At 29.1% G+C, this 14338-nt stretch carries 15 protein-coding genes; 14 read left to right on the forward strand and 1 reads right to left on the reverse strand.

What is annotated here, in order from left to right:
- Positions 1-857 precede the first annotated feature (857 nt).
- The 5 genes from ACTNBA_RS18710 to ACTNBA_RS18730 all read left to right on the forward strand — a co-directional run bounded on the left by ACTNBA_RS18710 (position 858) and on the right by ACTNBA_RS18730 (position 4261).
- Complete coding sequence (locus ACTNBA_RS18710; RefSeq protein WP_441075760.1) at positions 858-1331, forward strand: DUF3990 domain-containing protein; 474 nt, start codon at positions 858-860, stop codon at positions 1329-1331.
- Complete coding sequence (locus ACTNBA_RS18715; protein WP_441075762.1) at positions 1321-1788, forward strand: hypothetical protein; 468 nt, start codon at positions 1321-1323, stop codon at positions 1786-1788. The genes ACTNBA_RS18710 and ACTNBA_RS18715 overlap by 11 nt, the downstream gene beginning before the upstream one ends.
- 361 nt (positions 1789-2149) lie before the next feature.
- Positions 2150-2524 (forward strand): cysteine peptidase family C39 domain-containing protein, encoded by a 375-nt coding sequence (locus ACTNBA_RS18720; protein WP_441075763.1) that lies wholly within the window; start codon positions 2150-2152, stop codon positions 2522-2524.
- Positions 2525-2639: 115 nt separating this feature from the next.
- The gene (locus tag ACTNBA_RS18725) at positions 2640-3770 is read left to right on the forward strand and encodes a hypothetical protein (protein WP_441075765.1); all 1131 of its coding nucleotides are present in this window, start codon (positions 2640-2642) and stop codon (positions 3768-3770) included.
- Positions 3771-3991: 221 nt separating this feature from the next.
- Positions 3992-4261 (forward strand): hypothetical protein, encoded by a 270-nt coding sequence (locus tag ACTNBA_RS18730; RefSeq protein WP_441075767.1) that lies wholly within the window; start codon positions 3992-3994, stop codon positions 4259-4261.
- 373 nt (positions 4262-4634) lie between these two features.
- Here the strand turns inward: ACTNBA_RS18730 and ACTNBA_RS18735 are convergent, their stop codons facing one another.
- Positions 4635-5141 (reverse strand): ferritin-like domain-containing protein, encoded by a 507-nt coding sequence (locus ACTNBA_RS18735; RefSeq protein ID WP_441075769.1) that lies wholly within the window; start codon positions 5139-5141, stop codon positions 4635-4637.
- Positions 5142-5670: 529 nt separating this feature from the next.
- On the opposite strand from ACTNBA_RS18735, the gene ACTNBA_RS18740 reads away from it, so the two are divergent.
- The 9 genes from ACTNBA_RS18740 (at position 5671) to ACTNBA_RS18780 (ending at position 14164) form a co-directional block, all read left to right on the forward strand.
- On the forward strand, positions 5671-6330 hold the full coding sequence (locus tag ACTNBA_RS18740; RefSeq protein WP_441075771.1) for a CPBP family intramembrane glutamic endopeptidase: 660 nt from the start codon (positions 5671-5673) through the stop codon (positions 6328-6330).
- A gap of 96 nt (positions 6331-6426) precedes the next feature.
- Positions 6427-7731, forward strand: a complete 1305-nt coding sequence (locus ACTNBA_RS18745; protein WP_441075773.1) for a TraB/GumN family protein — start codon at positions 6427-6429, stop codon at positions 7729-7731.
- Between the two features lie 125 nt (positions 7732-7856).
- The gene (locus ACTNBA_RS18750; RefSeq protein WP_150845407.1) at positions 7857-8414 is read left to right on the forward strand and encodes a glycerol-3-phosphate responsive antiterminator; all 558 of its coding nucleotides are present in this window, start codon (positions 7857-7859) and stop codon (positions 8412-8414) included.
- A 119-nt stretch (positions 8415-8533) separates the two neighbouring features.
- Positions 8534-10030: a glycerol kinase GlpK gene (gene glpK / locus ACTNBA_RS18755; RefSeq protein WP_441075775.1), complete on the forward strand. Its 1497-nt coding sequence runs from the start codon at positions 8534-8536 to the stop codon at positions 10028-10030.
- A gap of 26 nt (positions 10031-10056) precedes the next feature.
- On the forward strand, positions 10057-10500 hold the full coding sequence (locus ACTNBA_RS18760; RefSeq protein WP_150845409.1) for a GNAT family N-acetyltransferase: 444 nt from the start codon (positions 10057-10059) through the stop codon (positions 10498-10500).
- Between the two features lie 179 nt (positions 10501-10679).
- Positions 10680-12107, forward strand: coding sequence for an NAD(P)/FAD-dependent oxidoreductase (locus tag ACTNBA_RS18765; protein WP_441075777.1), 1428 nt, complete (start codon positions 10680-10682; stop codon positions 12105-12107).
- Positions 12108-12119: 12 nt separating this feature from the next.
- The gene (locus ACTNBA_RS18770) at positions 12120-13370 is read left to right on the forward strand and encodes an NAD(P)/FAD-dependent oxidoreductase (protein WP_441075779.1); all 1251 of its coding nucleotides are present in this window, start codon (positions 12120-12122) and stop codon (positions 13368-13370) included.
- Between the two features lies 1 nt (position 13371).
- Entirely contained in the window at positions 13372-13731 is a 360-nt protein-coding gene (locus tag ACTNBA_RS18775) for a DUF1667 domain-containing protein (protein ID WP_441075780.1), read from the forward strand.
- Between the two features lie 97 nt (positions 13732-13828).
- On the forward strand, positions 13829-14164 hold the full coding sequence (locus ACTNBA_RS18780; protein ID WP_346848764.1) for a hypothetical protein: 336 nt from the start codon (positions 13829-13831) through the stop codon (positions 14162-14164).
- Positions 14165-14338: the final 174 nt, after the last annotated feature.

Consider the following 14338-nt stretch of genomic DNA (forward strand, 5'->3'; position numbering starts at 1 on the left):
ATTTTAAACCATAAATTCAATATATTTAAATATGTTTCTTTTTTCTTATATCGCTATCCTAAGAATTAGTGAGATATAAAGAGAATATTAAAGAATAAAGAGGAAGTTGTTGGCACCGTGGGGGTTTGTGGGTTTTTTGAATATTTTTATTCATTAAATGAATAGAAATTTATATTAAATTAAGTGGAGGAGAAAAATCATAATATGAATTATTTATCAGGGTTTACTGTAATTTTAACTTGTTGTTTTACATTACACTGTTTTTATGAACTTATGTTTTCAATGCATTTATGTGATAGGGATAGTATTAATAACAATTCTATAAATGAAGTATTGTATTATAAAAATATAATGTCAATTGTATATCTATTTTGCTTTATTTGTTTTTTTCTTTGACTATTTTTGGCTATCTTAAAAATTGCATTTTTATTCCGTGGAAAGCTAGGGTATTAGGTGTTCAAAAATACATAACATTACTGGTAATACTTAGTCCTCCAGAGTTTTTTAAATATAAGAAGGGAAAATATAAGATAAAGAAAACAAAATTTAATATTAGGAAAAAACTAATTTTAGTGCTTTCAATACTTAGCTTTTCTTTGATTTCCACCCTTATAAGTGCGTATATGATTTTATAATATTAATGTAAAGAGTATTTTTATAACTATGGATATAAGAGGTATTAGGATAAGCTTTTAAATTAAGAATATAAGGTATTATTATATGATATAATCTTATTAAATAAAGGTAAAACTTAAAGTAAAGTAGATAAGTTAGATAACTATCTAAATAATAGTTATATGTTTTGTAATATGAAATGTATCGAAGTGTAATGATATAAAAGTATGGAGGAGTATTTTATGTTTGAAATATATCATGGAAGTAATATAGAAATAAAAGCACCTCAGCTTATTAAAGAGAGTAAATTTCATAAGGATTTTGGTGAAGGTTTTTACTGTACAAATATAAAGAAGCAAGCTATAAGATGGGCAATAAGAAAAGGAAAATCTAAAGGGTATGTAAGTACCTATAATTATGATTATATAAAAACTAAGGATCTAAACACATTAAGATTTAATGTTATGACGGAAGAATGGTTAGATTTTATTATATCTTGTAGAAATGGGAAGCCTCATTCTTATGATATAGTAGAAGGACCTATGGCTGATGATGAAATATATAACTATATTAATGACTATATAAGTGGCGTTATTCCTAGACATGTATTTTGGGAACTAGCTAAGTTTAGGTATCCCACCCATCAATTATATTTCTGTAGTGAAAAGGCCCTAAGTTGTCTACAGTGGAGAGGAAGTGAAGTATATGAAAAATGATAAATTTGATAATGAGCTGTTTTTCGCTTGTTCCATTATTGAATATATAGGTAGATTAACTAAAAATAAAAGAGCATATATAGTTAATATGCTAGGAGCAAAGGGAATTGATTTTATATATGAATTTGCAGATGTACTACATTCTGAAAACATAGATGCTGTTGCAGATGAACTTATAAGGGATTATAGTATAGTAAATGGCGCCTTTGATAATGTTAAAGAATGTGAAGAAGAGGGATATAGAGTCCCTTCATTTTGGGATATAGGTAAAGTTTATATGAGATTAATTATGCCCCTTTGCGATAATAAATTTAACAATGATAAGTTAGACATTTTAATAGAGGTATATAATTCTTATATAGCAGAGTGCATAGATGATTATGTAATTGGATTTTACTTTTCTAGTCCAGAATGTATATATGAAAGCTATAAAGCAGGAGAAATGCTAACGGTATAGATAAGAGGTGCAGAGAATATTTGCTACAAGGAGTGTACTACTAACTCTTCACTTCATGACTAGAGGATTTAATATAGGTGAACAATTTAGGATATAGTAATAAAAATATAGACTCGTCATCATTATGGGGTTTAATAAATGCTCATAATGATGAAGGGTTTTTTAAAAATTAAAAGAGTATTTAAGGGAAATATTTGTAAAATAATAGAAAAATAATTACTGTTTATCATCCGAATTTGGTGTTAACTTGAATTCCATGTGTTAAATGTGACATTTTGTGAATTTTTTACAAAATAGATTGATCATAGTTTACAATGTTGTTATTAAATTTAAAATTATTTAACCCGAAGGAGATTAGGTTGTGAGTTATAAAAAATATTTAGTTAGACAACAGGATATGACGGACTGTGCAGCAGCGTGCCTTGCAACAGTTTCTATGTATTATAAAAAAGAAATAACCATAACAAAACTTAGAGGTGTTCTTGGTACTGATATTAAAGGAACAACTTTAAAAGGTTTAGAGGATGGAGCTAATAGATTGGGTTTTGATACTAAAGCTATTAGAGTGGACAAGGAAGGATTTAAAAGTAAATATACCTTACCTGCTATAGCTCATGTTATTACTGAGGAAGGTATTAGTCACTTTGTAGTTATTCATAAAGTTAAAAAGGAAAAGGTTGTTATATTAGATCCAGCAAAGGGCGTAGAGAAGAAAGTGGACTTGGACTTTTTATAATAGGATTTTTATTAATAATAAGTGGAATTATATTAAATGAAAAATTAAGAAAAATATTAATACATTTTATCATAAACTTTTTTTAGATTTGGAAATAAGGGAGGAAATTTTCAAGATGAATAAAAATAAAGAATGGTTCTTTTTATATATCATTTCTCTTATATTTTTTGGCATATTTATAGCGTTATTAAATATTGAGTTTATAGAAAATGTGTTTTTGGTATGTAATACTGAAACTGGAGCACTTAATTTTTTAGTTTCCATAGGCATAGGTTTAATTTTGTATATACCATTTTTTATTATTTTGGGAATGATTAACTCATGGATTTTAAATTTAGTATATATATATAGTTATAAAAGTAATAATTATAGTTTTCTATCATATGATTTTTTCCCATTTATATACATAAAGGGTAATGAAAGAACAATAAGTTTTTTCTTTAATATTATGTCTTTAAATGATATCAATTCTATAATAGATTTAGAAGATAAAATTGCAAGTGAAAAAGATGTGATTCAATATATAAAAATTACAAAGAAGGTTTTTAAAAATTTGACTTTTACACATTATTTGTTAGTTATATTAGGAGTAATTATAGGTTTATTTAACTTGAAGATAGGAAGTCTTATTATATCTTACAATATGGCTATCATATCATTTCAATCAATCGGTAAGAGTAATTTTATTGATAATGGATATGTATATTTAAGCAAAAATTTGAATAAAGATAACCTTTTTCAAATAATCATGAATTCACTTAAATCACAAATTTTTGAAAAAGATTTTATTTATGATTATTTGCAAAATAATATTATAAAAGGAGAATATACTAATAATGTCATACTAGATGAGTTTTATCAAACCATTATGATGGATTCAATAAATGATGATATTAAATATTTAAATGTAGAAATTAAAGAAAAAATCGAGGAAAGCTTTAAACGAGAATGTTATTTAGATACAAATGGATTTCTTGCTCGATATAGGTTATATAGGATGTATTGTATATATGTTTTTAAGTTTTATGAACTTAGTGAATATGAAATATTGATTAAGGATATGGAACAATATTATATTCATGCAAAAGAAATGCCAATGATAAAAAATATGAAATTATTTAATAATGATCAATTAAATTTAAAAATATATAATTTTAAGGATTTAGATTTGAAAAACAAATTTCATGTTTGTAATAAGTTCGATATTTATAAACGTAAAATAAATATGGAAAATATTAAAATATAGTATAAAATAAAGATAATGAGGATATGAGCAAAGAGGTCAGAGATTTAGAAATTTTTTAGGTACAAGTTTTTTGTAAGAATAGATCATTAAGCTACGTTAATACGTAGTTTTTTCTTAAGTAAATATAGAGTTAAGTTATTAAGCTAGTTAAAATTTTTTGAAAAATTTTATAAGTAGAGCAGAATAGTGATGATTTGAATTATATGCAAAGGAGTTATAGTATGGATTTAGTAATAATCATGGTAATCCCATATATTATTGTGTTATTATCACAAATTTTCTATAAAAAAAAGCATTTTAAAAATGGTAAGAAAACAGATAGCACAGAGCATTTTATTGCTGTTGTATGTGGAAATGGTATATTAGCTTATGTATGTTCAAATTCTACATTTACAGCTACTATGCGTACGTCAATAATAGGGATTTTTACAGTTCTGTATGTAATATTTTGGGTTATTTGTTTAGGCATAGATAATAAAAAAAATGAGTAATCTTAAAATTGTACTGTGAAATATATTGTAGTAAAGCTCCTAATATTAGATATATGTTTGTATATTATCTAATGAGGAGCTTTACTTTTATGTATCATAAATTTTTGTATAGTATCATTTAATGATAGTCTTGAGAAAAATACGTTGTTAATAACTTTTCTTTATAAATTAAATGTAATAATAGTTAATATATACTGTAAGTACTTTAATATTATAAAGTGAGATAATTAATTAAATGCGGTTAAATGCTAGTAATATCAAGAGAAGAAATAGTAAAGAAGCAATAAAAGAAGAGTATTTTAATTAAGGAGAACCCATTACAGAGTGATTATATACATTCTATAATAGGCTCTTTTTAATTCAGAGCAGGAGCCTACCTTCTTCTACAGACTTCATTATAAAGTAAAACTAAAGTTTTAATGTGAACTTCTTCATCCTTTACTATTCTTTCAAGTATTTCCTTTACCTTTTCATCTTTAATTAATTTTATAGTTTCTTTATATTGTCTAATGGTAGCTTTTTCACCGTCTATATCTTCACGAAGCATGGAGGCTAGATTTGAGCCATATTCAATAAATTTAGGTGACCAATGTCCTTTATTAATTTCAAATCTAGGATTTCCACCAAGAGCTATGATAAGCTTCCCCAAGATTTCTAGGTGCTCCAGTTCTACCCTAGCTATAGCCTTTAAGCAATGGTATACATCTTCAAATTTTTCAGACATATCTAGGCTGTGATATATATATTGATTTACAGAAGTTAGTTCTGAAATAGCACCAGCATAGTTAATTTGTATTAAGTTTACATAAGATTTATTTTTATCCTTGCAACCTATTTCTGGATAAGGTAAATCTGCTTTATATATATTCTTAGCTTCCATAGCATATCTCCTTAAAAATTTTTACCATATATAATATGGGGATGAATATATTTTAGTGAGAGTTATTTATTACGTAACTAAATCCGGTGGGACTAAATTACTGATCTTGCCGGGTTTTAAAATACTTTTTAAACTTTTAACTATTTTTAAAAATCAAATATATATAAATGTAGTTTTTATCTATAAGGCTTAATCCTAGTTGTATAAAAGGTTCAAATGAAGTGGAATATTGGAAATGTGGAAGACCAGAAGTTAAGAAAAAGGGAAGGGTTATAAGAAAAATTTGCAAAGGGAAGTTAATGAGAGGATGCCTTGACTGTTCTTATATGGAAGTCATATACTTAATTTATAAAATTATACTTTTTAATTAAAAACATATTTAAATTTATAAAAGTTGATAATTTAAAATCCATAAGAGACAGAGGAGGGTTTAGCAATTTAGGTCTAATAATTTATATGCTATTTTTAACTGGCAACATTGGATTAAGCCAACTTAAATTATAAAATACATAAAAAGGGGAGACTTTAGATGAAAATTAATAAAAAAATTATATATCCCATAACTCTTATAGGTATATATATGGTGTATTTCTTTTTCCTAGTAAAATACTTCTATAATAATGATTTACTTATAGGTGTTAAAAACATAACTATATCAAATGTTGGGATACAATTATTAGGTGATTTTCTAGCTAACTTACTTATTGTAATAATTATTATATCAATTATGCTTAGAAAAAAACAATCATTAAATATAACTGGAACAACGAGAAATGGCAAAATAGTTGCTTGTATTTTATTTGCAATTTATATAGGAATATTTTTTATTAAAGGTGATTTCTCACTAGCAGGTATATATAAACCATTATTTTTTCTAATTACTATAGGATTTGCAGAAGAGTTTATTTTTAGGGGATACTTATTTACAGAATTAGATAAAGAGCTACCTACCTATTTAGCCATAATAATTAGTGGTATGATGTGGGGTGCTATGCATGCTACTCTTCCAATTATCGTAAATAACTATTCAGTTACGCGGTCCTTAACTGCTATCTTCTCAGAACTTGGAGGAGGCATTGTGGCTGGAGGACTATTTATTTTATTATATAAAAAGAGTAATTCTTTGATAGTTCCTATTTTAGTACATGCTCTATTAGATTATTGGCCAGTGTTAGTAGGCAAGGTATAATTATTTATCCTAACAACCTATTAAGCTTAAAATGTATACGTTTATTAACGATTATATTACTTATTAAATTGTTATACTGAAGGGGTGGAACATTTTATGAAAAGGATTAGTCTAAGATTACTATCAATTTTCTTAATACTAGGTATATTATTAACTGGATGTAAGAAAGAGGAGCATTCAATTGAATTCTCTGATAAAAGTTTAGAACAATCACCTGAGAAGAGAAAAATCATGCAAGAGTATTTGAAGGAGAATTATAGTTCTATAGATTTAGAAGATGAAAGTGAATTTAAAGATTTAGCTATTATGGATTCAGATATAGAGGGAAAGGAAATCTTTTTTACTGCAGAACTTCATGGGACTATGGCTAATGAACAATTAAATATGAAATTCCTAAAATATTTCAAAGAAAAAGCAGACTTTAAATATTATTTATGTGAACTTTCCTATAGCGATGCTTATTTTATAAATAAGTATTTAGATACTGGGGATATAAAAATATTAGAAGAGATATATAAGCCACTAAAAGGAACTTTTGCATGGAATAAAGATGGTTATAACCATTGGAAGAAGTTATATGAGTATAATAATACTCTACCTAAAGAGAGTAGAATAGAGGTTATAGGTGTGGATATAGAACATCAACCAATTAATGCCTATAGGTTTTTAGTAGATATTTTACCAGAAAAAAAAGCTCCTGAAGAAATAGAAGCAGTAATAGATAAGATTAAAAGTACATTTAATGATTTAGATAAATTTGATGAAACTTTTGCTCAATGTTCAAAGGAATTGCAAAAAGATATTAAAGAGAAGGAAAGTATATACAAAGAGTATCTTGGAGAAAAATTCACTAGTTTTAACCTTGTAAATTTGAACGTATTAAATCGAATAGAAGCTTATAATCATAAGGATGATCATGTTGATTGGGATAATACTAGAGATAAAATGATATATGAAAACTTTCAAATTCTTCAAAAGGAATTGCCTAAGGGGAAGTATTATGGACAATGGGGACTTAACCATACATTTCAAAGTAAAGAAAAAGATAAAATGTGGTTTGCTGCATATCTAAATTCTGATGACTCAATATTTAAAGATAAGCTTTTGACAGTGATATATAATTATAATAGTTGTGAGAGAATGGGTAAATCAGGAGATGGTGGATATACCACCAATGAGCTCCATGTTGTTTATCCACAAATCAAGGAAACTAATGATTTATTAGAAGGCAATTTAAATATTTATAAATTAACGGGTAAGGATTCACCTTTTTCTGAAACACCAATGTATTATACTTATAATGGAGAAGAACTAGAAGCAAACATGCTAGATTTTTTTCAATATATAGTTTGTGTAAGAGACTCTAAAGCAACAGAGCCACTTAATGATGAGTATAATTAATTGATAATGACTTTAATTATAATTTCTAAGGCTATTAAAATAAAATTTTAGCTGAATTGACAAAAAAATTTAAACATGTAATAATTAAAAAAACATGTTAAAACAGTTCCGAAAGGGAGTTAAGTATGGATTTAATAAAGTTATTAGAGGAAAATCCTATAATAGCAGCAGTTAAGAATGAGAGTGAACTAGATATAGTACTAGATTCAGATGTTCAGGTAATATTTGTCCTATTTGGTGATATACTTAATATTAAAGAGATAAGTGAAAAGATAAATTCTAAAAATAAGATAGGTATTGTTCATATCGATTTAGTAGATGGTATTACTAATAGAGAAGTTGGAATAAAGTACTTAAAGAAAGAAACTCAGTTTAAAGGCGTAATAAGTACAAAACCTCAGGTAATTAAATATGCCAAGGCTTATGACTTGTTAGCAATACAGAGAGTATTTATCTTTGATACTCTTTCACTAAATAATGCAATAAAGCATCTAGGAGAGGCCTGTGATGCTATAGAGATATTACCAGGGGTTATACCAAAGGTTATAGAAAAACTTGCAGAAAAGTCTAATAAACCTATAGTCGCTGGAGGACTTATTGAAAGTAAGGAAGAAATAATTACAGCTTTAAAATCAGGAGCAACCTGTGTATCCACTACAAAAGAAGAAATTTGGGCTATGTAGGCTAAGAGTGATGAGAGAGGCTACATAAGACTAGAATGCTAGTTTTATGTGCCTTTTTATTATTTATAAGAATGATTTTGAACATAGATATTTAAGTAATTTATGGATGGAGGATTAAAATGGCAGATTATATAATTGCATTAGATCAAGGAACTACAAGTTCTAGAGCTATAATTTTTGATAAGGAACAAAACATATTAGGGGTGAGTCAAAAGGAATTTACACAAATATATCCTAAAGAAGGATGGGTAGAACATGATCCTATGGAGATATGGAGTAGTCAGTACTCTATGCTTCAAGAAGTTATGGCAAAGTGTAATATATCACAAAAGGATGTAGCTGCTATTGGAATAACTAATCAGAGGGAAACTACTATTGTATGGGATAAAAACACAGGGATGCCAATATATAATGCAATTGTATGGCAATGTAGAAGAACAGCTCATATGTGTGATGAGTTAGTAAATCAAGGTTTTAGTGAATATATAAAAGAAAATACAGGATTATTGATTGATGCATATTTTTCCGGAACTAAGATTAAGTGGATTTTAGATAATGTGGATGGAGCTAGAGAAAAGGCTGAAAGAGGGGACCTTTTATTTGGAACTGTAGATACTTGGCTAGTATGGAAACTTACCAATGGAAGAGTTCATGTTACAGATTATACTAATGCTTCAAGGACCATGCTATATAACATTAAGGAATTAAAGTGGGATGAAACAATATTAGATATATTACAGATTCCTAAATCTATGTTACCTGAAGTTAAAAATTCCTCAGAGGTATATGGTCATACTAACTTAGGTGGAAATGGGGGTATTAGAGTTCCGATAGCTGGAATAGCAGGAGATCAACAGGCAGCTTTATTTGGTCAGGCGTGTTTTGAAAAAGGAAGTGCTAAAAATACTTATGGTACAGGATGCTTCTTATTAATGAATACAGGTGATGAGATAATTAGAAGTAAAAATGGATTAATAACTACTATTGCCATAGGTATAGATGGAAAGGTTCAGTATGCTCTTGAAGGTTCTGTTTTTGTTGGAGGAGCAGTTATCCAATGGCTTAGAGATGAATTAAGAATGATAACTGATGCTGTGGATACCGAGTACTTTGCTAATAAGGTAGAGGATAATGGGGGAGTATATGTAGTTCCTGCTTTTGTAGGACTTGGAGCACCATACTGGGACATGTATGCAAGGGGAGCTATCTTTGGATTAACCCGTGGAGCTAATAGAAATCATATTATAAGAGCCGCCTTAGAGTCTATAGCCTATCAATCAAAGGCTGTTATTGATGCCATGTCTGAGGATGCTGGCTATAGAATTGAAAAGCTAAAGGTAGATGGAGGAGCAAGTAGAAATGGATTTTTGATGCAATTCCAATCAGATATTATATGTCAAGAAGTTACTAGACCAATAATATCTGAAACTACGGCCTTAGGGGCTGCATATTTAGCTGGACTTGCAGTAGGTTTTTGGAAGAGTAAAGAAGAAATTGCAGAGAAGTGGTTTGCTAGTAAGACTTATACGCCAAACTGCGATAAAGAGACTTCAGAGAAACTTTATGCTGGATGGGAAAAGGCTGTGGCAAGGACTAGACAATGGGAAGAAGATTAGTTAAATTTATTTTATGGAGGTAGGCTATGGAAATTAAGATAAAGAAATTTAATGAATTAACCACAGAAGAGTTGTATAAGATTTTAAGAGTAAGGAATGAAGTATTCGTAGTAGAACAAACTTGTATTTATCAAGATTGTGATAATAAAGACTATGATTCATATCACTTGTATGTAGAAGAAGGAAATGAAGTAGTAGGATATTTGCGAATAGTTAATAAGGGAATCTCTTATGATGAGATATCTATTGGAAGGGTATTAGTTAAGGAGACTCATAGAAACAAAGGTTTAAGTAGAAAAATCATGTTAGAAGCTATTAAGTTTATAGAAGAGAAACTTCATTCTACTGAAATTAGATTATCTGGCCAAGTTTATATAAAAGGATTTTATGAAAGTCTTGGCTTTAAACAAGTATCAGAAGAATACTTAGAAGATGATATCCCTCATGTAGAAATGTTATATAAAAAATAGATTATCCCTTTAAGTTTAATAACTAAAGAGCAGTTTCATGGACACTTTTTTTAAAAAATGATATACTATTAGTGTAAATGAAATATTAGTGCTGATAAGAGATTTAGAGACAAGCACAAAATAAGGAGTTATATCCTTGTTTTGGCTTGTCTTTTTTGCGATTAAAGGAGGAAATTTTAATGTATGATATAGCTATAATAGGTGCTGGAGTAATTGGAGCTTCAATATTTAGAGAACTTATGAGATATGATTTAAAGGTAGCAATAATAGATAAGGAAAATGATGTTTCCATGGGGACAACTAAGGCAAATTCAGCCATTGTCCATGCAGGCTATGATCCTAAGGTAGGAACTTTAATGGCAAAGTATAACCTTAAGGGTAATGAGATGTTTGAAGAAATTTGTAATGAGTTATCAGTACCTTTTAAAAGAAATGGTTCTTTAGTAATTGGATTTGATGAAGAAGATATGGAAACTATAAAAGAGTTATATGACAATGGAAATAAAGTTGGAGTTAAGGGACTACAAATTTTAAATAGAGATGAAGTCTTGGAAAAAGAGGTTAATTTAAGTAATAAGGTTATGGGTGCACTATATGCGCCAACAGGAGGAATTGTTGGTCCCTTTGAATATACAATAGCCCTTGTGGAAAATGGAGTAGAAAATGGTGGAGAGGTTAAATTAAATAGACAAGTAATTGGTATAGAAAAGAAAGAACATTTTATTATAAATACAGCTGAAGGTGAAGTTATAGAAAGCAAATATGTTATTAATGCAGCAGGAGTCTATGCTGATAAAATACACAATTTAGTATGCAAAGAAGCCTTTAAGATAAATCCTATCAAGGGAGAATATTTTGTTATGGACAAGAGCCAAGGTGAGGTAGTTAGTCACACCATATTTCAATGTCCTTCAAAATTTGGGAAGGGTATATTAGTTACACCTACAGTTCATGGAAATTTGTTAGTAGGTCCAGATGCTGAAAGTGTAGAGGATAAAGATAATGTTGCAACTACAGCTGAAAACTTAGAGTTTATTAAAAATACTGCTGTGAGAACCACAGATAAAATTAATTATAGAGAGAGTATAAGAAATTTTGCAGGACTTAGAGCAAATCCAGATTGTGGAGATTTTATTGTAGGAGAAGCTAAGGACGTTAAAGGCTTTATAGATGTGGCAGGAATGAAATCACCAGGATTGTCTTCAGCACCAGCGGTGGCTTTAGATGTGGTAGAAATTCTAAAAAATTCTGGACTTAAGGCTGAGTTAAAAAACAATTTTATAAATACTAGAAAGCAAATTAACTTCATGGAATTATCCAGTGAAAAAAAGGCAGAACTTATAAAAAAGGATAGTCGATATGGAAAAATAATCTGTAGATGTGAAAGTATAACAGAAGGTGAAATTATAGATAGTATAAAGAGATCCTTTGGAAAAGTAACCCTAGATGGAGTAAAGAGAAGGTGTAGACCTGGTATGGGAAGATGCCAAGGTGGCTTCTGTGGTCCTAGAGTTCAAGAAATAATTGCAAGAGAGTTAAATGTTCCAATGGAAGATATAGTTCAAGAAAGCGATGGCTCATATATTTTAATTGGAAGAACTAAGTAGGAGGAAACATTTATGTATGATTTAATAGTAATAGGTGGAGGTCCAGCGGGACTTGCAGCAGCTTATGAAGCTTATAATAATGGAGTAGAGAAAATATTAGTAGTAGAGAGAGATAGAGAGCTTGGAGGAATACTAAATCAATGTATTCATAATGGCTTTGGACTTCATACTTTTAAAGAAGAGCTTACAGGGCCTGAATATGCTCAAAGATTTATCCATATGATAAATGATACTAGAGTTGAAGTTAAACTTAATACCATGGTATTAGAAATAAAAGAAAATAAAGAGATCCATATGATAAATGAGGAAGATGGATATTTAATTCTAAAGGGAAAAGCTATTATTCTTGCCATGGGATGTAGAGAAAGAACTAGAGGAGCTATAAATATGCCAGGGGATAGACCTTCAGGAGTGTTTACAGCAGGAGCTGCTCAAAGATATATCAATATGGAAGGATATATGCCAGGAAAGGAAGTTGTGATCCTAGGATCAGGTGATATAGGTCTTATTATGGCAAGAAGAATGACTTTAGAAGGTGCAAAGGTTAAGGCTGTAGTAGAGCTTATGCCTTATTCTAACGGACTTAATAGAAACATTGTTCAGTGCTTAAATGATTATGATATTCCCCTTTATTTATCACATACTGTAACTAAAGTTGTAGGAAGAAAGAGATTAGAAAAGGTGGTAATTGCTAAAGTAGATGAAAATAAAAAGCCAATAAAAGGTTCTGAAATTGAGTTTCATTGTGATACTTTATTATTATCTGTAGGACTAATACCAGAAAATGAGTTATCTTCTAAGGCTGGTATTGATAAGGATAGAAGAACAAATGGACTTATAGTGAATGAAAGCATGGAAACTTCTGTGGAAGGAATATTTGCCTGTGGAAATGTAGTACATGTTCATGATTTAGTAGACTTTGTTAGTGCAGAATCTAAGCATGCTGGATTTTGTGCTGCCAAATATATTAAAGGTAAAGATGACAAGGGGAGTTATGTAAATATAATAAATGGTGAAAGAATTAATTATACTGTTCCCCAAAGATTAAATGTAGAGGCTGTAGAAGATAAATTAACCATATTTATGAGGGTGAATAATATATATCATAATAAGAGGCTTGTGGTTAGATGTGGTGATGATATAATCGCTAGCTTTAAAAGAAATCACTTAGCACCATCGGAAATGGAAAAGATTTTACTTAATAAAACTCAATTAGAAAAGATTACAGGAGATATAACAATTTCTCTAGAGGATGGTGAATAATATGATAAAAGAATTAATTTGTATAAGTTGTCCTATGGGATGTCATTTAAAGGTAAATACTGAAACAAAAGAGGTTACAGGAAACACTTGCAAAAGAGGTGAAATTTACGGGATAAATGAAGTAACTAATCCTGTAAGAGTTATAACTACCACAGTAAAAGTTAAAGATGGTGAGCTCCCTGTTATACCAGTAAAAACAAAAACACCTATTCCTAAAGAGTTAAATTTTAAAGCTATGGAAGTATTAAATTCTATAGAAATAGAGGCTCCAATTTCTATGGGAGATATCATAGTAAAGGACATTCTAGGCACTGGAGTAGATGTGGTGGCTACTAGAAGTTTAAAGAAGAATATAGAGTAGGATAGTAAATATATTTTTAAAATAATAGAGAATTAGAATAATAATTTATAGGTTGGAATAATATATTTACAATGAAGCATTTTTAAGGTAGGAGTTTATGGCGCAGAGAAGAATTATTGAAAGTTATGGAAGAGATCTAGGTTTTACTATAGATCAATTATGTAGACTTATAGGTTCCTATAAAATCTTAGTTGATACAGCAAGCAGCGTGAACTGTATTACCATTGCTAACAAAAGGGATATTAAAGATGCCCTTAAAAGAGCACAGGAAGTTGGTTGCTTAATAGATGAGCTTATAGATGTTTTAGATTGTAGTATATGTACCTGGGGCAACTATATGAAATTAAAAACTGAGTATATAAACTCTAGATTAGATTTATGCCTCATAGAAACCGAAGTAGAAGAAGAAATCAGATTACAATCAGGACTATAATTATATAAAACATGTTATAAAGTAATTGAAAAGATGTTAATATATATATTAACATCTTTTAATTTTAGTGCGCCCAGCATGGGCGTAATCTTAAGGGTGAAAGTCCCTAACACGACCTAGTAGTGGTAAGTGTATAGCTTAAGACAAGGGTGTCCACCGTGAGATGGAATCTGA

The organism is Clostridium sulfidigenes (assembly GCF_052067195.1).
In the GTDB taxonomy this organism is placed as follows: domain Bacteria; phylum Bacillota; class Clostridia; order Clostridiales; family Clostridiaceae; genus Clostridium_J; species Clostridium_J sulfidigenes.